We start from the raw sequence: 19,914 nt of genomic DNA on the forward strand, positions 1-19,914 counted from the left end.
TTAATTCAAAGGCCAGTATTATTTTCAAACTTCCAACGCACTACAGCTTTATATATCGCACTAATGCTTTGAAACCCCAACCGAGGAAAGATATCTGAATAAGGTTTATCTGCAGCAACCATTTTCTGAAAATTTAGCTGTCGCTGCTGGTCAAGAAGCAAACTAAAGCTGGTCCCTTCCGCTTTAAGCTTTCGCGACAAAGAACTTCGACTGCAATGCAGCGCCTCAAGAACATTTTCCAACGAGCTATAACGCACTAAATCCTGACTTAACAAGCCAGTCACCTGATGTGCAAACTCACCAATATAAGGGACATTCCGTTTAAGCGCTTTTTCAGACAAGAGCTGCTTTAGATAATTATTTTTAGATTGGACAGGCAAACTCCAGCAAGCATTTTCAATCAACAATTGATTTACTGGCATATCAAACTGGCAGTTTGGACCAAAAACTTTCTGCACAAGATCTATATTATCTGGTGCTGAAAATGAGAAATTTGCCTTGATTGGCTTTACAAACTGCCCGGTAAGATAACCGCTCCAACTAAGAAGTGCCGACATTGATCTTTGAATAGCAATTTCGGGATAACCTGAATTGACAAAACTAAATTCCAGTAGTGTTCCATTTTCTACAGGCGATGCTTGCCAATGCTCCGCAGCATTCATCAGAACAATATTGTTTACAAATACTTCAAAAGCTTCGCCAAGTGTTGCTGTCGCACCGATCCAGTTCGCCAGCATACCCAAACGACCAACCTCTATTTGCTGGCCAATTAAAATGCCCACTCCGCTACGCCCTGCTTTCAATTGAGCCAGTTGCCACAATCGAAGCAGCCATACTTCTGGCATTAAATTTTCAGATAAAGCAACTTTCCTGGTCGCAGCATTATCTTCATTAAGCAAACTGATAATTGAAGGATCAATTTCATTGCACTGTTCAATATTGACCAGGCCTCGTGAGATTAATTGATCCGCCAGGTCAATCACTGCTATCGCTGAAACTTCCGCCATCAACGCCTCTTCATAGTTGATACCCAGGGAGAAATATCTGAAACAGGAGGAGAATACCCTGATCGCATTATTCTCTAGAATCAGCTGAAAAAAAAGAGGATAGTGAAATGAAATACAGTCAAATCAAGGACGAAAGTCACCTGAGAAAAATCATAAAACCCTACCCAAAAATACTCGACAACCGAATTCAACCTCAGCTCGACTACTTTTGCCAGGAATTCATAAGTAAAGCCACACACTGCATACTGGGCACTTGCTCTAACAAAAAAAATCTTCAAATAAGGTTGCTTACAATTTCAGCAGTCGACTTGTCTGCAACAACGATGCAGCTAGCGGTTCAGGGTATCAATGTTTCTGCAAGCGAACCTTTTCAACCGGTGCTGAGTAACAAGCTCCAGGGTAGCTTGTATTTTTTAATTCCTGACATTGATCATGGTTTGCGGGTCAATGGAGTCATATGCAGCACTCAAACTGGCAGCACTTGCCAATTATCAATCACGGTCGAATCTGCTTATATGCAATGCGCTCGAGCGGCAACTCGAGCTCAGCTATGGGCAAACAACAACCCGGATATCTTTAATTACGGGCTACTGCTGACACATAATTGGTCCGGGAAGAGTGAGATATCACCCAAAGGAGAGCCGACCGATCTGATTTATCAGTTAAATGAACGGCAATGGGCAATACCAGAAAGGCCGGGAAATAAAGTAGCTATTTCGTTACGGAATATATTACAAACCGGAAAGGCCGCAATTTTACTACTCAATCAATTTGGGCATGCAAAATACATATCGGGGGCATGTTTTATCAGCGACCAACCTGAGCTGCTAAGCAGCATGTCTGTCCAAAAAAAGCCCGCATTACTCGCCACGGTTATCGAACAAGAAACGCAACTGTCAGACCAGCCTTTTCAGGTCCCAATGCTAAAAAATAGCACGCCACAAAAAATTGAACTGACTGATTTTTCCAAAGCGATGTCTCAGCACCTCCACCGATCAAACACAATCAAAAAGCTCTTACAGCCAGTCGTTACACTGGCCACTAAAATTGATATGAAACATTTGTATTAGATCTAAAAAAGCCCCGAACCATTTCTGATCCGGGGCTTTAAAGATGTTATCAGCAAAAACTTATTCGCTGATAATAATCTTGGCTTTCTCTCGCAATAAATCGAGACGACGCTCAACAATCTGATTAGCTGTCTGGCGCTCAATGTTTTGAGTCAAGCCGGCTAATGCTTGATCTTGAAGCTCTGAAGCATCTCCTGGTAATACCTTACGCAGGCGAACCAATGCGTAATCACCATTATTCAGTGCAATACCGGTTAGTACTGGCTGATCTGCTTTTGGCGCTGCCATTTTAAATGCTTCAGTAGTAATCAGTGGATCAACTGAAAACTGGAACCGTTGGCTAGCGTCATTGACGACCCATTGCAAAGGCGTACCGGCCAAATCGAGGGCGGGTGCGTCACCTTTTGCTAATTCAGCCAACCATTTCTGGCCTAAACCAGCCGCCGCTGTCGCAGCATTTTGTTCGGCTAATTCAGTTCTGATCTGCTGACTCACATCTGCCAGAGGCTTAACCCTTGATGGCTGATGCTCAGATACATGAACAACAACAACATGCTGATCGCTAAGATCAACTGCTTCACTGTTCAGGTTTTCTGAGATCACTTGATCAGAGAAAGCCGCGTCGCGAACTCTAACATCAGCAAATACACCACTCGCGGCAGTCTTTTCTATCCAACCACTTTGCTGTAATGGCAAACCGGTTTCATCGGCCGCGGCAGCTAACGAATCTGACTGCTCATAACTGCTGTTAACTAGCAAGTCATAAAGGTTTTGATACTCTTCTGCTGCACGGTTCTTCTTCAGATCTGCCGCAACCTGGTCACGTACTTCGCCTAATGGGCGAATTGAACCAGGCTTTACATCGCGAACTTCTACGATCTGAAAACCATATTCAGATTGAATGACTTCACTGAAATCACCTTTAGCAGGCAATGCAAACAGTGCAGTTTCAAATGTTTCTTCGGCCTGGTCGGCTACGATCCAATCCAGAACACCGCCTTGAGCCTTACTCGCTAGGTCATCAGATTCTGCTGTTGCAATATCAGCGAATGACTCGCCTGCTTGCAAACGTTCGAATACTGCTTCTGCTTTGGCCTTAGCCGCAGCGACTTGACCAGCATTATCCATATCTGCATTAAACAGAATATGTGCCGCTAAACGCTGTTCAGGCGTAGTAAATAATACTTGATTTTGATCGTAATAAGCTTGTAGATCGGTATCAGTAACTTGGATACTTTCAGCAATTTTAGCAACGCTCAGTTCGATATATTCAAACTGGCCACGCTCTGAAGCCATATAAGCATCTGGAGTCGCATTATATTGCGCTTCGATGTCTGCCTGTGAAATTGCTTTTGCATCCAACAGAGAAGCAGCTGGCACTGTTAGAACGTCAAAGCTACGACGCTGCTGGAACAGTTGAACCAGATTAATAATTTCTGAAGGCAGTACAAAATCACTGGCGGTCAGCACATTGTTTGCTTGACGATCACGCTCTGAAGGACCCAGTGTTCTCAGGAATGCCTGCTCATTTGGATAACCCCATTGCAATAACTGGCGTTCAAACAATGTTTTTGAAAATTTGCCATTTTCTTGAAACGAAGGTTCTGAAAGCAGAATTTGCTTTAATTGCTGATCGCCAAAATCAAACCCGGCTTTCTGATTCGCTTGGCTTAACAGTTCACGAGCAATCAAACCTTGTAATGCTTGTTGACGCAAACTGGCGTCATCGTACTGTGCAACGGCTTCACCCAGACGTTGGTTCTGATTCTGAAGCGCCTGCTGCAAGTTGTAATCGGTGATGCTCTCACCATTGACTGTTGCAACACCTGGTTGCCCGGAGGTACCGACTCCCTGAATACCCCATAGGGCAAAGCTGAGAATCAATCCGCCGATAATTACTCCCGCAACCGGCTTTTTAACGCCGTGGCGGATACTATCCATCATCATGACAGTGGCCTTGGTCTAGCTGAAATGAAAAGTGCACCCTAAGGTGCACTTAACTAATTAGCGGAGCGGCTGGAACTCGAACTTGCGACTCCCTGTGTTACAGACTGGTATTCTAACCAGCTGAACTACCGCTCCTATGCCTTGTTGGGTGGTGAGAGGATCGAACTCCCGACATTCGCCTTTTTAAGGGCGACGCTCTACCAGCTGAGCTAACCACTCGAAAAGGACTTAGTTAACTGCGTCTTTCAGAGCCTTACCAGGCTTGAAAGCTGGTACTTTAGCCGCAGCAATCTGGATAGTTGCACCAGTTTGTGGGTTACGGCCTGTACGTGCTGCACGCTCACGTACCAGGAAAGTACCAAATCCAACTAGAGTCACTTGATCGCCATCGCTCAGTGCTCCAGAAATTGTTTCTACCGTTGCGTCCAATGCACGTCCGGCTGCAGCTTTAGAAATGTCTGCTGCCTCAGAAATTGCATCGATCAGTTCGCTTTTATTCACGGACGTGTCTCCCTAAGGATTATTAGTGTCAATTCGAACCTGAAATCAGCCTGCGACCGTTTTATACCAACGCCTAGAAAGCGGTGTCAAGCGGATTCCAGAGGTTTTTGATCAATGATGACTTACTCTGTCACCGGTTTCCTTCAACTCTGGCTTCTCAGGAGTCTTCTTAATATCGTTTTTGCCACCGGTTGAATCAACCTTTTTCGCCAACGCTATTTCTAGAACCTGATCAATCCATTTTACCGGATGAATATTAAGTTTACCTTTAATATTCTCTGGTATCTCACTCAAATCCCTGACATTTTCCTCAGGAATTATAACATCTGTTATACCGCCTCGGCGGGCTGCAAGTAATTTTTCTTTTAGCCCACCAATCGGCAAAATCTCACCACGCAAGGTGATTTCACCGGTCATAGCCACTGAAGATTTCACTGGAATTTTACTTAAAGTAGATACCAGCGCCGTACACATGCCAATACCGGCACTTGGGCCATCTTTTGGTGTTGCACCTTCAGGAACATGGACGTGAATGTCGTTCTTTTCGTAAAAATCGGCTGCATAACCTAAATGTTCAGCCCGACTACGCACCACAGAAATCGCAGCTTGTATCGATTCTTGCATTACGCTACCCAACTGACCAGTGGTAACTACTTTACCCTTACCTTTGACCACCACTGATTCAATAGTAAGCAACTCACCACCAACTTCAGTCCATGCCAAGCCAGTAACCTGGCCGATTTGGTCTTCTGCTTCTGCCAAACCATAACGGAATTTCTTCACGCCAAGGTAATCTTCAATAGAATCGCTGGTAACCGTAACCGGCGCTTCAATCTGCTTCAGTGATAGCTGACGCACTACCTTACGACAAATTTTCGATAATTCACGATCTAGACCACGTACACCGGCCTCTCTTGTGAAGTAGCGCACAATATCGGTAATGACACTAGGCTCTACGGTTAATTCATCCGCTTTCAAGCCATTGTCGGTAATTTGTTTCGGCAACAAATACTTCAATGCAATGCTGGCTTTTTCATCTTCGGTATAACCCGGTAGACGAATCACTTCCATCCGATCCAACAAAGGCACCGGAATATTCATTGAGTTGGCGGTGGCAACAAACATCACATCGGATAAATCGTAATCGACTTCCAGATAGTGATCGTTAAAAGTGTTGTTTTGTTCAGGGTCTAACACTTCTAACAAGGCTGATGCTGGGTCACCTCGATGATCCATGCCCATCTTATCGATTTCATCTAGCAAAAACAGTGGGTTTTTCACCCCTACTTTTGACAACTTCTGAATGATCTTACCCGGCATAGAACCGATGTACGTACGACGATGGCCGCGAATTTCTGATTCATCCCGAACACCACCCAACGCCATACGAATATATTTGCGCTGCGTTGCACGAGCAATCGATTGACCAAGTGAGGTTTTACCAACGCCTGGAGGCCCTACAAGACACAAAATAGGCCCTTTTAACTTGCGGACCCGCCCTTGCACTGCCAAGTATTCCAGAATGCGCTCTTTGACCTTTTCAAGCCCATAATGGTCGGCTTCAAGAATCTGCTCGGCAACACTTAAGTCATTTCTGACTCGGCTGCGTTTTTTCCATGGCACACTAATCATGGCGTCAATATAACTGCGGACTACAGTAGCTTCAGCCGAAACTGGTGACATCATTTTTAACTTGCCAAGCTCAGAAAGCACCTTGTCATGAGCTTCTTTAGGCATGCCCGCTTTTTCAATTTTCTCAGCTAATTCTTCTAGCTCGCCGGCACCGTCTTCCATATCACCCAGCTCTTTCTGAATCGCCTTAATTTGCTCATTCAGATAATATTCGCGCTGGCTGTTTTCCATCTGTTTTTTAACTCGACCACGGATGCGTTTTTCCATCTGCATCAGATCGATTTCACTATCTAGCAGGGCAATTAATTTTTCTAATCGCTTTGCTACATCAATGATCTCTAAAACTTGTTGCTTATCTTCAATCTTCAGATTCATGTGCGCAGCAATCGTGTCACCGACACGACCTGGATCTTCGATGCTGGCCAGAGAAGATAAAATTTCCTGAGGAATCTTTTTATTCAACTTGACGTATTGTTCAAACTGACTCATCACCGAACGAGAAAGCACTTCACTTTGGCGGGGCTCCATCTCTGGCTCTTCAAGGCTTTGCGCCTCTACCACCACATATTCTTCCAGCTCTTCTTTGACTTTCCAGCTGGCACGCCCAGCACCTTCAACCAGCACTTTGATCGTGCCGTCAGGTAATTTCAATAACTGTAGAATGGTTGCTACGGTACCGATCGAGAACAAATCGGTTGTTTCCGGATCATCTGTTTCAGCATTTTTTTGTGCCACCAACAGAATTTTCTTGTCGGCAGCCATTGCGCTTTCAAGCGCATTGATAGATTTTTCCCGACCGACAAACAGCGGGATCACCATATGGGGGTAAACAACAACATCCCTAAGGGGCAATAATGGTAATTCCACTAATTCATCTACTCCGAGTGGACTGCTTTTGCTCATGGAAAGACCTCTTTACTCTTGATCTGAAATCAGAGCTGGCTGACTCCAGCGCTTGAGAAAACTGCTTGTGATTTGCCGTATAAACACAAAAGCCGGCCTGCGCCGGCTTTCATGTTAAGACAAACTATTGATTTGGAGCTGCTTGCGACTGAGCTTCACCACTATCGTACATCAGAAGTGGCTGGGCATCGCCAGAAATAACCGATTCATCAACTACGGCTTTGATCACATTTTCTTGGGAAGGAAGCTCGTACATCGTCTCGAGCAAAGCTTCTTCCATGATAGATCTCAGACCACGTGCACCGGTTTTGCGTTCCATTGCTTTTTTGGCAATTGCCTTCAAAGCAGCATCACGGAACTCCAACTCACAGCCTTCAAGCTCAAACAACTTGCCATATTGCTTGGTTAATGCATTCTTTGGCTCTTTCAAAATCTGAACCAAAGCAATTTCATCCAACTCATCAAGTGTTGCCACTACAGGCAAACGACCGACAAACTCTGGAATCAAACCAAACTTGACTAAATCTTCCGGCTCAACATCATGCAAGGTTTCGCCTGCAGTCTTACGTTGATCCTTGGCTTTAACTTCTGCACTAAAACCAATACCGCCTTTTTCAGAGCGCTGCATGATGACTTTTTCAAGGCCAGCAAAAGCACCGCCACAAATAAACAGAATGCTAGATGTGTCTACCTGCAGAAATTCTTGCTGTGGATGCTTACGACCACCCTGAGGGGGCACTGAAGCAACCGTACCTTCAATCAGTTTCAGCAATGCTTGCTGAACACCTTCACCAGAAACATCTCGAGTAATTGAAGGGTTATCTGATTTACGAGAAATCTTGTCGATTTCATCCAGGTAAACAATGCCTTGTTGCGCTTTCTCTACGTCGTAATCACACTTTTGCAACAACTTTTGGATGATATTTTCAACATCTTCACCCACATAACCTGCTTCAGTCAGTGTTGTCGAGTCTGCCATAGTGAAAGGAACATCGAGCATTCTGGCCATTGTTTCAGCCAACAGTGTTTTACCACTACCGGTTGGACCTAATAATAAAATATTACTTTTACCCAACTCAACATCGCTAGAGCTGTTCTCACCTTCTTTCAAGCGTTTGTAGTGGTTATAAACCGCTACCGATAAAACTTTTTTAGCCCTTTCCTGACCAATTACATATTCATCAAGGCTAGCCTTGATTTCTTTTGGTGTCGGAAGCGATCGGCTACCCGTTTCAGTACTGCTTTCTTGGGCTTCTTCACGAATGATGTCGTTGCACAGATCGACACATTCATCACAGACAAAAACGGAGGGACCCGCAATCAGCTTACGAACTTCGTGCTGGCTTTTCCCACAAAAAGAGCAGTAGAGCAGTTTTCCACTGTCCTCACCACCGCCGTGTTTTTCGTCACTCATATGTGACTACCTCACTAGCCAGTAAATTGTTTTCTAGATGCAGGCCTAGACAGCTAATTTCAACCCCCCGACCCGCATTCTTTTCAAAGCATAGACAAAACCGATAGCTTGCCAATTAACGACTGGTCAAAACTGAATCAATCAAGCCATATTCTGCTGCGTCCGCCGCACTCATAAAGTTATCACGATCGGTATCGGCTGCTACGCGATCCAATGGCTGACCTGAGTGGTGCGCCAAGACCCCGTTCAAGCGATCTTTTATCGACAGAATTTCTTTAGCGTGGATTTCAAAATCAGATGCCTGACCTTGGAAACCGCCTAATGGTTGATGAATCATCACCCGAGAATTTGGCAGACAATGGCGCTTGCCTTTTTCACCTGCAGTCAATAATACCGCACCCATACTAGCCGCCTGGCCAATGCACAGCGTACTGACGTTACACTTTACAAACTGCATGGTGTCATAAATAGACATGCCCGCAGTTACAGAGCCGCCTGGAGAATTAATGTAAAGATGGATATCTTTATCTGGATTTTCTGACTCGAGGAATAGCATCTGGGCAACCACTAAGTTTGCCATATGATCTTCAACCTGACCCACCAGAAAAATCACTCGTTCTTTCAGCAGTCGAGAGTAGATGTCGTATGAACGCTCCCCGCGCGGGGTCTGCTCGATTACCATTGGCACCAGCGCGTTTTCTGGCTGTTGCAAGATACCACCATGATTCTTGAAGAAGGATTCCATGATTATCTTTTTCCTTTTACCCGGTAAGCTTACGTATTAAACAAATTTATCATCGGGAGTGTAGATCAGTTTTCACGATAATTCCGATCAACTGATCTTACTGCATGAAACCACGATATACCACGCAGCGAAGGCTCAAACAGCTCAAAACAAAAAGGCCGACTTGCGCCGGCCTTTTTGTTGGTAACTAAATCAAAGCATTACTCGCCTTGAGTTTTCATCACCTCGTCAAAGCTCTGGGCTTTTTCAGCTACTGTAGCTGTTTCCAGAACCTTTTCGATAACTTGTTCTTCCAGTACCAGCGCTTCAATTTCTTGCAAGCGCTCTTTGTCCTGGTAGTAGTACTTCACAACCTCTTCAGACTGTTGATAAGGGGCTGCTACACGCTCAACCGCTTCCTTAACTTTGTCTGCGTCAGCTTTAACTTCAAATTTCTTGATGATTTCACCCATCAACAAACCTAAAGAAACGCGACGCGAAGCTTGCTCTTCCATACCACCGGTCATAGCTTCTGGAAGCTCGTCTTCAGCTTTCAGCTGCATCTGTTGACGCATCTGGTCAGCTAAGCGACCTTTTTCTTCAGCAACCAACGCCTTAGGCACGTTGAAGCTGTTTTTAGCTAGTAATTGCTCTAAAACCTGGTTTTTAACCTGGCCTTTCAGAGCATTTTCCAGCTCACGATCCATGTTGGAACGAATATCGACGCGCAGTGCGTCCATGCTCGCATTTTCCAAACCAAACTTGGTTGCAAACTCGTCATTTAATTCAGGTAAAACAGCAACGTTTACATTCTGAACCTTGGTTGCGAATACTGCTTCTTTACCGGCCAAGTGTTTAGCGTGATACTCAGCTGGGAAGGAAACCTTCAACTCAACTTCGTCACCTGCCTTAGCGCCTGTCAGACCTTCTTCAAAGCCCGGGATCATACTGCCAGAACCAAGCTCCAGGGCGTAACCTTCAGCTTTGCCACCTTCGAATGCCTCACCGTCAATGCTACCAACAAAGTCGATCACAACTTGATCGCCTTCAGCGGCTGCACGATCAGCTTTTTCCCAGCTCTTTTGTTGCTGACGTACCTTTTCCAACATTGCATCAACATCGGAATCAACTACTGCAGCAGTCGCTTTCTCTACAGAGATATCTGCAAAGTCAGCTACTTCGATTTCTGGGTAAACTTCGAAAGTCGCGGTAAACTCGATAGTTTCCGCATCATCTAGGTTCTTTGGCTCAACCTCTGGGGTGCCAGCAGGCATTAGAGATTCTTTTGCCAATGCTTCGTACAGGCTACGTTGAATAACTTTGCCTAATACGTCACCACGAACGTCAGCGCCATAACGCTTACGAACGATCTTCATTGGAACTTTGCCAGGACGGAAACCGTCTATCTTAACGCTACGCGCTATGCCCTGGAGTTCCTTTTCAATGTCTAAATTTACTTGCTCAGCTGGTACTTGGATAGTCAGCTTGCGCTCTAGACCTTGTGTCGTCTCTACGGAAACTTGCATCAAATCAACCTCGATAACAGCGGCCGGCAAGGCTTATTAAAGCCCAACTCGGTAATTAAGTGCCGCATTATAGGAAAAAGGCTTTCAATAGAAAAACAGGCCAGTCGCAGAACGACTAGCCTGTTAAAAATGGTGCGAGAAGAGAGACTCGAACTCTCACGCCTTGCGGCACTGGTACCTAAAACCAGCGTGTATACCAATTTCACCACTCTCGCTTTTTACAAAATCTTAATTAAAATTAATCAAGATTTAATCTGGGGTGAGTAATGGGGTTCGAACCCACGACCACCGGAATCACAATCCAGGGCTCTACCAACTGAGCTATACCCACCAGAAACTCTTATAAAACTAAACCGGCATATTACCCATTTAGCGCCGCAGAACCACTCTGCAAAATATGGGGTGAATAATGGGGTTCGAACCCACGACCACCGGAATCACAATCCAGGGCTCTACCAACTGAGCTATATCCACCAAATCTAACAAATTAAGATGGTACGCCCGGTAGGACTCGAACCTACTACCCTCGGCTTAGAAGGCCGATGCTCTATCCAGATGAGCTACGGGCGCTTAATTAAAAGCAATCACAACTGCCGTTTGGCGGCGACCCCTTAATTTGTGCTGCGCAGTCTACTGATGAGACCTCTACTCGTCAAGCACCCTTGTGCGATCAGTGTTAATCGGTATGAATTAAAGCAGTAGCGGAAGATTTTGCCAGCAAACCCTAATCATTTTTTAATCATTAAAAAAAAGCTCAGCGAAACACTGAGCTTTTCTTGGTTTTTTAACAAAAAAATACCGACTAACCTTTACGCCAAGTGGTTCCTTGTGGCCCATCGTCCAGCACAACGTTCATTTCTTTTAACTGATCACGAATCCGATCAGCATCCGCCCAGTTTTTTGATGCCTTGGCATCGGCACGCTGTTGAATCAATACTTCTATCTGTGCCGATTCATCGCCATTTGAACCGCCTTGAAGAAATACATCTGGATCTTGCTGCAAAATACCTAGCATTTCGCCTTGAGCGATTAATTCAGCAGCCAGCGCCGAGACATCTTGCCCAGCCTGCTTACCTCGATTAATTTCTCGAACCAGCTCAAATAAACCCGCTAGCGCCTCGGGCGTATTAAAGTCATCATCCATTGCTTTGGTGAATCTTTCTCGCCACTCACCCTTAGCTGGCTGCTCTGCAATCGGCGTAGCACGCAATGCAGTGTATAGACGTTCTAACTTGTCACGGGCTTCAACTAACGCATCAACCGAATAGTTAATCGGGCTACGATACTGGGAGCCAATCAATAGATAGCGCACAACCTCAGGATCATATTGCGCAAGCACTTCGCGAATGGTGAAGAAATTACCCAAAGACTTAGACATTTTTTCATTATTCACTCGAACTGCACCGGCATGCATCCAAGTGTTAACGAATTTCTCGCCATTGGCGGCTTCCGACTGGGCAATTTCATTTTCATGGTGCGGGAATTTCAAATCAGGTCCGCCGCCGTGAATGTCAAAAGTTTTACCCAAGCAGCAGCGAGACATTACCGAGCATTCAATATGCCAACCAGGGCGACCTTCACCCCACGGAGACTTCCAAGCAGGCTCACCCGGCTTGGCCGCTTTCCACAAAACAAAATCTAGCGGATCTTCTTTAAGCTCACCGACCTGAATTCGGGCACCTGATTGCAATTCGTCAAGAATCTTTCCAGACAATTTGCCGTAACCTTCAAATTTACGCACCCGATAATAAACATCACCATTATCTACTGCATAGGCATAACCCAGATCGATCAATTCCTGGATCATTTGTAAAATGCCATCAATATGCGAAGTCGCGCGCGGCTCTTCATCCGGCGGCAGCACACCGAGCGTTTCAGCATCCTGCCACATTTCGCCGATCATTCGTTCGGTCAGATTTTCAAAAGTTTCGCCATTTTCATTGGCACGCCGAATAATTTTGTCGTCAATATCGGTGATATTACGAATGTACTTCACTTGATAGCCAGAGCTACGCAGGTAACGAGACACCACATCAAAAGCCACCATCACTCGGGCGTGACCAATATGGCACAGGTCATAAACCGTCATTCCGCACACGTACATGCTGACCTGTCCGGCAACTAGTGGAGTAAAGGTTTCTTTTTGCTGGCTAAGGGTGTTGTAAATCTTAAGCATCGTTGAAGTTGCAATCCGCATCTCAAATCAGTCAGTGATTCTAGCGAATTTCTTCACTAAAAAGAAAAACCCTTATCAAAGAGCTACTGAGGTTTGCCATACAACAAGAAAAAACTTTGGATACCTTCAATCAATATCATGAGGCAATTCACCCAGATGTCACATCTTGTTTTTTAAGCGAGCTAACCATTGTTGCTTGGTTTAGGTATTAGCTCAAAAAAAAATAAACGACAGCTAGCCCTCCTTTTTTTTCAGCCGCCTTTGCTAGCGTGCGCCTAATTGCACATCCTTGCTGCTGTTTTCTTAAAGGCTAACTATGAAACGAATAATAAGCGTACCTCTTCTTTTTAGCGCTGTACTTCTTGCCGCATGTGGTGGTGGTGGCGGCAGTAGCGGTAGCGATGGTATAAATGATGGTGCGAAGGAACCACCATTGCAGGTACCTTTATTATCATTAGAAAAATCGATTTATCAGTTAGACACCGAACAGGCTTTTTCATTACCGATCACTAACCGCGGCGGCATAACCAACAGCTGCACGGCTAATCCGAATTTGCCACAAGGCTTGCGCGTCCTTCCTTCTCAGCAGAGCTGCGTAGTCACAGGAGCCGCACTGTCGGCCTTACCTTCAACAACTTATCAAATCACTGCTACCAATAGTGCTGGTCAATCTGACTTAGCTCTGACACTAGCAATCAGCGACATTCAACCCTTACAAGCACCTGCCTTTATTGCTCAAACATCTGCCTCATTACAAAACAATGCTAATAGGTCGATAGAGCTGACCATGGGTAATATCGGTGGCTCAATTGATCGATGCACTATCACTCCAGCGCTGCCTGGAGGTTTATCGCTGATAAGTACACCCTCAGCATGCGCTGTTGCTGGAACCTCCAATATTGAGAAACCAACTACAACCTATACCGTAACTGCGAGCAATGCCGTTGGCGAAGTACGCCACCGTATGACTATGAACATTGAAGGTGGTGATGCTTTGGCAACACCAATGCTAGTGCAACCATCAGTCAATCAATTTACCAGCACCACCCAAAGCAATTTTGGGGTGCAATTACGAAATAGCGGCGGCCCCACTACCGACTGTCAGATATCACCTGATTTGCCAGAAGGTTTAGTGCTTTATCAAAGCCATGGTAGCTGCGGTGTTAGTGGCTCAACTGCTAATGAATTATCGACAACTGCCTTCGTAGTGAGCGGTATAAATAATAGCGGGCGAAGCCAAGTGTCTATTGCTTTGACTGTGAATCGACCGCCACTGCAAGTACCAGCATTATCATTAGCGACGTCAACGCATCAGATGGACACCGAACAAGCCTTTTCATTACCTTTCATTAACAGTGGCGGCGCAGTCGATCGTTGTACTGCAAACCCAAGCTTGCCCGCCGGTTTAACTTTGGTGCCTTCTCGACAGAGCTGCCTTTTGGCTGGCGCAACCCTGTCACCATCACCAGAAACGACCTATCTAATTACTGCAGCTAACAGTTCTGGCAGATCAACTCTTGGGCTAACTCTAACAATCAGTGACAGCCGTCCTTTATTGGTGCCGGTTTTTGCTGCTCAAGCACCCACTTCATTACGAGGCAATATTAATCAATCAGCACAACTGAGCCTGATTAATAATGGTGGTGCGATTAACCAATGTGATATCACCCCAAATTTACCAAGAGGCTTATTGCTACTGAGTTCGCCTGCCACATGTGTGATTGCTGGCGCGACCAATATTGCAATACCAAGAACTATTTACACTGTAACTGCGAGCAATGCCGCTGGCGCAGCAAGCCGTAACTTGGCCATTACAATTCGTGGCAATGCGCCTTTGGCAACACCGGCGTTGGTGCAACCACCAGCCAACCAATTCATCACCTCCACCCAAAGCAACTTTGCACTGCAAATACAAAACAACGGCGGCCCAATTAACGACTGTCAAATAGCACCTGATTTACCAGAAGGCTTGGTACTCTATCAAAGCCAAGGCAGCTGTAGCATTGGTGGTGCAAGCACCGATATTAGCCCGGAAACAACCTATACAATCACCGGGCTCAACCGCAGTGGCCAAGATTCAGCTAGCTTTTCTTTGACAGTGAATGCACCTGACTTACAGAAACCATTACTCACACAAACTAATTTAACTAGCACTCTAACTGTCGGTGATTCTTTCTTTCTTGATTTAATTAATCAGGGTGGCATTGCAACTCAATGCATTATGGCTCAACAATCCTCTGCACTTCCCGCGGGCCTGAGTCTTTCCGTCGTCGCTGGAAGTTGTGTGGTACATGGCTCTGCAACAGCAGATCGCGCATTGACTGATTATGTTGTTCTCGCTCGTAATGACGCCGGAGACAGCGATATAACGCTAAGGTTAACGGTATTACCGAAGCCACCTGAAGCACCCGCTTTTGTTGCATTGGGCAATAACTTTTTCAGTTGGCAGCAAGGCCGCGATGTCATTCTCAGCTTAGAGAACAGCGGTGGTGATGTGACTGAATGCGCTATAACGCCTGCTTTACCCGCTGGCTTGTCATTTACTCGACAAGGTCGAAGTTGTGCATTACTAGGTACTGCCGATCAAGCGCTGGAATCAACTGTTTTCGAAGCAATCGGCAGCAACAGAACAAGTTCAACCCAGCAAAATCTCATCATTGAAATATTAGAAGGGACAGTTTACACCGGGGAAGGTCCAGACCCTGAAGGCTATGATCATGTCGTTGTGCTGTCGGAGAATCGTAGGATCAATGACGTTCCAGTGAGACTGCACACTGACATCAATGATCCTGAGTCTATTTTCCAATTGTCATCAGCCGGTTTTCCCAATCGTATCGCTTCGGTAAAAACAGAATCAGATGAACTCTTAACCGACGCTGACGAGATTGATCGGCTGTTTCGCCTATTTATTAATCCAGCGACTGGCATTGTTGAGATTTATGCTCAAAAACCCTTTGACTTTGAAAAGGGTGGCGGCTTTTACAGCATCGAATTACAGCTAGGTGATGACGTCGTTTCTTTGCTGTTGCGTATCTACAACGTACAAAACGGCAGTGAAGCTGAACCACTCACTATTAGCAGTTTTAATGAGTTTCACAGTTTCATGAAAGGTCGGTTTGTCAGCGAAAATATTGGTTTTGACTTAATTAGCCTCACCAGGGCTAGCGAGCAGAATCGTGCTGGAATGTTCATACAACTGGGTGATGACATTGACGCCAGTGAAACTAAACAAGCAGGCCGACACTGGCCGGGTTACTTCTTTGAAGGGCAAATTGATGGCCGCAGACATGTTATTGATGGTTTGAGATTAGCTGACGGAAAGAGTTTTTTATACCAAATCAATCGCTTCAACTGGATGAGACTTTACAACCTAGGCTTAACCGATGTCAGAACTGACAATACGATTATTAACAATAGAGGCGCTAATAACATCACTGACGGTGTTTTTGTTGAAGGCGTCATGGCATTGGCTGAGCGAAAAAGAATTACGAGCGCTCCCTTAACACTAACCGGTGATATGCGTCGGATATACGCCAATATGTATATCGATATCGGCCAAGCGCGCCGAACACAACGCATTCGCGCCAGCGGGCTATTTGCTTCAGGAAGCGCACCCGCTGTCCTCTATTCTGGCTATTCTAATGGGCGTATTGTCAGCCAAGACAACGCCCCAATGATAGGTGGCATTAATGGTTTTACCGACAATGGCAACGTGCAATCCATAGATTCAACCCAGTTTATTTCTGCAATTCAGTTTGATATCAGTAATCCAGCACGATCAATTAGTGGAGGTTTGCAGATTGGTGGTTTTTCTAACGGAACACGCGGCCTAGTACCAGCACTCGATGGCAGCAGCAATGATAAATGGCGCTTTATTAAAGATCGTAATAACAGCGTGATTGTTCGCCACGTTGGCAACTCATTGCGAGATATCGATAACGATGGCCTCGCCGACCCAGATGCGCCAAACGATTTGAACTGGGAGAACGGTGGTCGATTGGAAGCTGACGCAAAAAGCAGCAGCCAATATACGGGGGTTTGGTCAACCGGCGATTTTGATTTAACCGAAGGCCATATTCCGGTATTAAAAAATATGCCGTATCCACACATCAATGGTGCCGATTGGATGGATGCGCCTGACCCAGGTGTGGCGTATCAGCATAATATGTACGATTACTATTTAACCGACCCTCGCACACGCTAACACGTCACCATAATTATAAAAAAAGGAGCATTTTTGCTCCTTTTTTATATTTCAAAACTTTTTACTTCAAAACAATTAACAATTAACCAACGGCTTGCTTACGTAAAGCAGACGGAGACCGCCCCATAATGCGATGACAAGCTTGGTTAAATGACGCTTGCGAAGCATAACCCAGCTTTTGACAAATCGACTCTAGAGTTACTGGCGTATGTATTATCCAGTAATTCATTTCTTTTTGTCGCTCCAAGTCAAGTAGTTGCTGAAACCCACAACCATTGGCTGCAAGCTGCCGCTTCAAACTACTTACACTGGTATTTAACTGCTCGGCAATATAGGTCAATGAACTTTGTTGTACCGATAACCCACTTCGGATGGCTGCCCGCACTCTTATTACGGTATGCCTAGAGTCGCTACCGGCTGCCAATCGTTTTTCTTCAACCAGACTAATTACTTTATTTAGCATATCTGGCTGACTAGTAAGAATGGGGCAATGAAGCGCATCACGGCGAATAACCAAATTCGCACAAGGTTGATTAAATTTAACTTCAGCTTGCAGTAGTTCATCAAAATTAAAATTTTTCTCAGGGCAAGCATGCTCAAATTCAATCCGCTGAATCAAATCGGGAGATTGGTATCCAGAAATAACACGTAACAAGCGAGCACAATTTGATAAACGGAGCTCCATTAATGGCGCAGCCTGCTCAATTGTCCAGTGCGGGTTACTAATCGGTGTCTTAACTTCGTTATTAGTAATGAGTAAGCGCGTAGGAAAGCCCGGATTAAATACGGTTAAATAGCGACAGTAAAGTCGCAACGCTTGCTCAATATCGCGACTGTAATAGCTTAGTTGCGGTAACAACGAGAAGTCAGCAGCCGTCTGCTGCTGCCCAGCATGAAAACAAATCAATGGATCATTGCTAAATGCTTTTGCTTTGGCAATCGCCAACATAAAATCGCGTAAAGGTAGTGTTGCCGGTAATTGTTCAACCTGTGTCCCAAAGCGATTAAGGTCCATCGCACGTAAAATACGTCCGGTATTATGCCCTTGACGACGCAAATATTGGATCAAAGAAAACAGATGAACTGTATCTGTTGGAGCAAGCTCTGCGAACATAAAAACCGCCTTTAACAACCAACCATAAAAGTCGGTAACTTCATTGTAATGAATTACATTTTGAACAGAAAAACTACATCATGCCGATTAACCCGCCACAACAACACTACACTTTCCAACCCTAATTCCTTTAGTTAGTGCACTATTCGACTAGAAAACTAACTGAGCATAATAACCATCAGTTTTTATTCCATCGGTTGACCACCTATGGAGAGCAACAACATAAACTTGATCACCTTAAGTTTCACTACAAAACGTTACGAACGAACCTTTTGATCATGTGATCTTATATGGTTGATGCACCATATTATTAAGATCAACCTTATTCAATTGCCTATTCAATTACTTATTCAACTGAAAGTGCAGAAACCTATCTGATCAACTAAGTGATGAGCATTAGACACAAGAAAACTGTTAATTACTGGCGACAGCGGTTAGCGACAAATCCTGAGTGCTTTTGACAACGCAATCAGAAAATAACTCCCTTAGAGTTTCCAGCAAAATCACGATATTTTCCAAGTACCGCCTAATGACTTATCATGCAGCCAGTAAAAAAATCTAGGAGATAAGGATGTTCAAGCGAGCACTCTTGCTAGCCAGCTTAATTTGTTTTAGCTGGTCAGCAATGGCCAACACTCAGGTGTTAATGAAAACTAACCAAGGTGACGTTACGCTGCAGTTGTTTGATGACAAAGCACCTAAAACCGTTAAAAATTTCCTGGATTATGTAAAAGCCGGTTACTACGAAGGCACTGTTTTTCATCGAGTAATCCCCGGCTTTATGATTCAGGGTGGTGGTTTTGATGCCAAGCTGGCAAAAAAAGAAACCCGCCCTGCGGTTGAAAATGAAGCAGACAACCGCATTTCCAACAAGCGCGGCACTATTGCCATGGCTCGAACGAACGATCCTCATTCAGCCACCAGCCAGTTTTTCATCAATCAGGCCAACAACTCAAACCTCAATTTCCGCGAGAAAACAGCTCGAGCTTGGGGCTATACCGTATTTGGCCGAGTGATTAAGGGCATGTCGACTGTCGACACTATCGCCCAACTGCCAACAGGTGCAGGTGGCCGCTTCCGTAAGGATGTGCCACGAAAGCCGGTAATTATTGAAAAAATCATCATCATTGAAACCAGTAAGTGAGAATACCTATGACAGCTGTTGTATTGACCACCAACATGGGCGACATCCAGATTGATCTGGAAACAGAAAAAGCACCAAAAACTTGTGAAAGTTTTCTGGCCTATGTAGAAGAAGGCTTCTACAGCAACACCTTGTTTCACCGCGTTATCCCGGGCTTTATGGTTCAGGGTGGCGGTTTTGAGCCAGGTATGCAGCAAAAAGTGACCAAAGCAGCCATCCGCAACGAAGCAGATAACGGCTTATCTAATCTGACCGGCACATTAGCAATGGCTCGTACTAACGACCCACATTCCGCTAGCTGCCAGTTCTTCGTTAACGTTTCTGACAACAAATTTCTCGACTTTACCGATGCCCACGCTCAGGGCTGGGGTTATTGCGTATTCGCTAAAGTAACTAGCGGTATGGATATTGTTGAAAAAATTGTTGGCGTAAAAACGACTTCTCGCATGGGCCACCAAGACGTGCCAGTAGAAGACGTATTTATTGAATCAGCCAAGGTTGTTGCATAAACAATCAGCCGCCCGCTACTTATTAGCTGGGCAATATATAAGT

Annotated in this window: 13 protein-coding genes and 5 tRNA genes; 4 read left to right on the top strand and 14 right to left on the bottom strand. The window is 45.1% G+C overall.

Going from position 1 to position 19,914, the window contains the following annotated elements; genetic code table 11:
• Positions 1-5: 5 nt before the first annotated feature.
• Positions 6-1,007 (bottom strand): AraC family transcriptional regulator, encoded by a 1,002-nt coding sequence (locus tag DC094_RS01080; protein ID WP_116685245.1) that lies wholly within the window; start codon positions 1,005-1,007, stop codon positions 6-8.
• Between the two features lie 308 nt (positions 1,008-1,315).
• Here DC094_RS01080 and DC094_RS01085 point away from each other — a divergent pair, with 308 nt between their 5' ends.
• Positions 1,316-2,077, top strand: a complete 762-nt coding sequence (locus DC094_RS01085; RefSeq protein WP_133245427.1) for a PNPOx family protein — start codon at positions 1,316-1,318, stop codon at positions 2,075-2,077.
• A gap of 60 nt (positions 2,078-2,137) precedes the next feature.
• Here the strand turns inward: DC094_RS01085 and DC094_RS01090 are convergent, their stop codons facing one another.
• The 12 genes from DC094_RS01090 to cysS form a co-directional block, all read right to left on the bottom strand.
• Positions 2,138-4,024 (bottom strand): SurA N-terminal domain-containing protein, encoded by a 1,887-nt coding sequence (locus DC094_RS01090; protein ID WP_116685247.1) that lies wholly within the window; start codon positions 4,022-4,024, stop codon positions 2,138-2,140.
• Between the two features lie 145 nt (positions 4,025-4,169).
• A tRNA-Leu gene (locus tag DC094_RS01095) sits at positions 4,170-4,243 on the bottom strand.
• Positions 4,244-4,252: 9 nt separating this feature from the next.
• On the bottom strand, positions 4,253-4,525 hold the full coding sequence (hbs, locus tag DC094_RS01100; protein ID WP_116685248.1) for a non-specific DNA-binding protein Hbs: 273 nt from the start codon (positions 4,523-4,525) through the stop codon (positions 4,253-4,255).
• Positions 4,526-4,636: 111 nt separating this feature from the next.
• Positions 4,637-7,060 carry an endopeptidase La gene (gene lon / locus DC094_RS01105; RefSeq protein WP_116685249.1) on the bottom strand — a complete coding sequence of 808 codons (2,424 nt, stop codon included), beginning with the start codon at positions 7,058-7,060 and terminating at the stop codon, positions 4,637-4,639.
• Between the two features lie 124 nt (positions 7,061-7,184).
• Complete coding sequence (gene clpX, locus DC094_RS01110) at positions 7,185-8,474, bottom strand: ATP-dependent Clp protease ATP-binding subunit ClpX (protein WP_116685250.1); 1,290 nt, start codon at positions 8,472-8,474, stop codon at positions 7,185-7,187.
• A 115-nt stretch (positions 8,475-8,589) separates the two neighbouring features.
• A complete protein-coding gene (gene clpP / locus DC094_RS01115; RefSeq protein WP_116685251.1) occupies positions 8,590-9,219 on the bottom strand; it encodes an ATP-dependent Clp endopeptidase proteolytic subunit ClpP in 630 nt (209 codons plus the stop codon).
• A 200-nt stretch (positions 9,220-9,419) separates the two neighbouring features.
• Positions 9,420-10,724: a trigger factor gene (gene tig / locus DC094_RS01120; protein WP_116686160.1), complete on the bottom strand. Its 1,305-nt coding sequence runs from the start codon at positions 10,722-10,724 to the stop codon at positions 9,420-9,422.
• A gap of 130 nt (positions 10,725-10,854) precedes the next feature.
• A tRNA-Leu gene (locus DC094_RS01125) sits at positions 10,855-10,939 on the bottom strand.
• 40 nt (positions 10,940-10,979) lie between these two features.
• A tRNA-His gene (locus DC094_RS01130) sits at positions 10,980-11,055 on the bottom strand.
• A 67-nt stretch (positions 11,056-11,122) separates the two neighbouring features.
• Positions 11,123-11,198, bottom strand: a tRNA-His gene (locus DC094_RS01135).
• A gap of 19 nt (positions 11,199-11,217) precedes the next feature.
• Positions 11,218-11,294, bottom strand: a tRNA-Arg gene (locus tag DC094_RS01140).
• A 232-nt stretch (positions 11,295-11,526) separates the two neighbouring features.
• Complete coding sequence (gene cysS / locus DC094_RS01145) at positions 11,527-12,900, bottom strand: cysteine--tRNA ligase (protein ID WP_116685252.1); 1,374 nt, start codon at positions 12,898-12,900, stop codon at positions 11,527-11,529.
• Positions 12,901-13,216: 316 nt separating this feature from the next.
• Here cysS and DC094_RS01150 point away from each other — a divergent pair, with 316 nt between their 5' ends.
• On the top strand, positions 13,217-17,104 hold the full coding sequence (locus DC094_RS01150) for a hypothetical protein (RefSeq protein WP_116685253.1): 3,888 nt from the start codon (positions 13,217-13,219) through the stop codon (positions 17,102-17,104).
• A gap of 82 nt (positions 17,105-17,186) precedes the next feature.
• On the opposite strand, the gene DC094_RS01155 is transcribed toward DC094_RS01150, so the two are convergent.
• Positions 17,187-18,218 (bottom strand): AraC family transcriptional regulator, encoded by a 1,032-nt coding sequence (locus DC094_RS01155; protein WP_116685254.1) that lies wholly within the window; start codon positions 18,216-18,218, stop codon positions 17,187-17,189.
• Positions 18,219-18,789: 571 nt separating this feature from the next.
• On the opposite strand from DC094_RS01155, the gene DC094_RS01160 reads away from it, so the two are divergent.
• Both DC094_RS01160 and DC094_RS01165 read left to right on the top strand, forming a co-directional pair.
• The gene (locus DC094_RS01160; protein WP_116685255.1) at positions 18,790-19,362 is read left to right on the top strand and encodes a peptidylprolyl isomerase; all 573 of its coding nucleotides are present in this window, start codon (positions 18,790-18,792) and stop codon (positions 19,360-19,362) included.
• Between the two features lie 8 nt (positions 19,363-19,370).
• Positions 19,371-19,871 (top strand): peptidylprolyl isomerase, encoded by a 501-nt coding sequence (locus tag DC094_RS01165; protein ID WP_116685256.1) that lies wholly within the window; start codon positions 19,371-19,373, stop codon positions 19,869-19,871.
• Positions 19,872-19,914 lie beyond the last annotated feature (43 nt).

It is taken from the genome of Pelagibaculum spongiae (genome assembly GCF_003097315.1).
In the GTDB taxonomy this organism is placed as follows: Bacteria; Pseudomonadota; Gammaproteobacteria; order Enterobacterales; family Pelagibaculaceae; genus Pelagibaculum; species Pelagibaculum spongiae.

Bases quoted from the DNA above. Each gene is read 5' to 3' on its own strand.
- DC094_RS01080 (WP_116685245.1), bottom strand. From the start codon at position 1,007: ATGGCGGAAGTTTCAGCGATAGCAGTGATTGACCTGGCGGATCAATTA.
- DC094_RS01090 (WP_116685247.1), bottom strand. From the start codon at position 4,024: ATGATGATGGATAGTATCCGCCACGGCGTTAAAAAGCCGGTTGCGGGA.
- lon (WP_116685249.1), bottom strand. From the start codon at position 7,060: ATGAGCAAAAGCAGTCCACTCGGAGTAGATGAATTAGTGGAATTACCA.
- clpX (WP_116685250.1), bottom strand. From the start codon at position 8,474: ATGAGTGACGAAAAACACGGCGGTGGTGAGGACAGTGGAAAACTGCTC.
- clpP (WP_116685251.1), bottom strand. From the start codon at position 9,219: ATGGAATCCTTCTTCAAGAATCATGGTGGTATCTTGCAACAGCCAGAA.
- tig (WP_116686160.1), bottom strand. From the start codon at position 10,724: ATGCAAGTTTCCGTAGAGACGACACAAGGTCTAGAGCGCAAGCTGACT.
- cysS (WP_116685252.1), bottom strand. From the start codon at position 12,900: ATGCTTAAGATTTACAACACCCTTAGCCAGCAAAAAGAAACCTTTACT.
- DC094_RS01150 (WP_116685253.1), top strand. From the start codon at position 13,217: ATGAAACGAATAATAAGCGTACCTCTTCTTTTTAGCGCTGTACTTCTT.
- DC094_RS01155 (WP_116685254.1), bottom strand. From the start codon at position 18,218: ATGTTCGCAGAGCTTGCTCCAACAGATACAGTTCATCTGTTTTCTTTG.
- DC094_RS01160 (WP_116685255.1), top strand. From the start codon at position 18,790: ATGTTCAAGCGAGCACTCTTGCTAGCCAGCTTAATTTGTTTTAGCTGG.
- DC094_RS01165 (WP_116685256.1), top strand. From the start codon at position 19,371: ATGACAGCTGTTGTATTGACCACCAACATGGGCGACATCCAGATTGAT.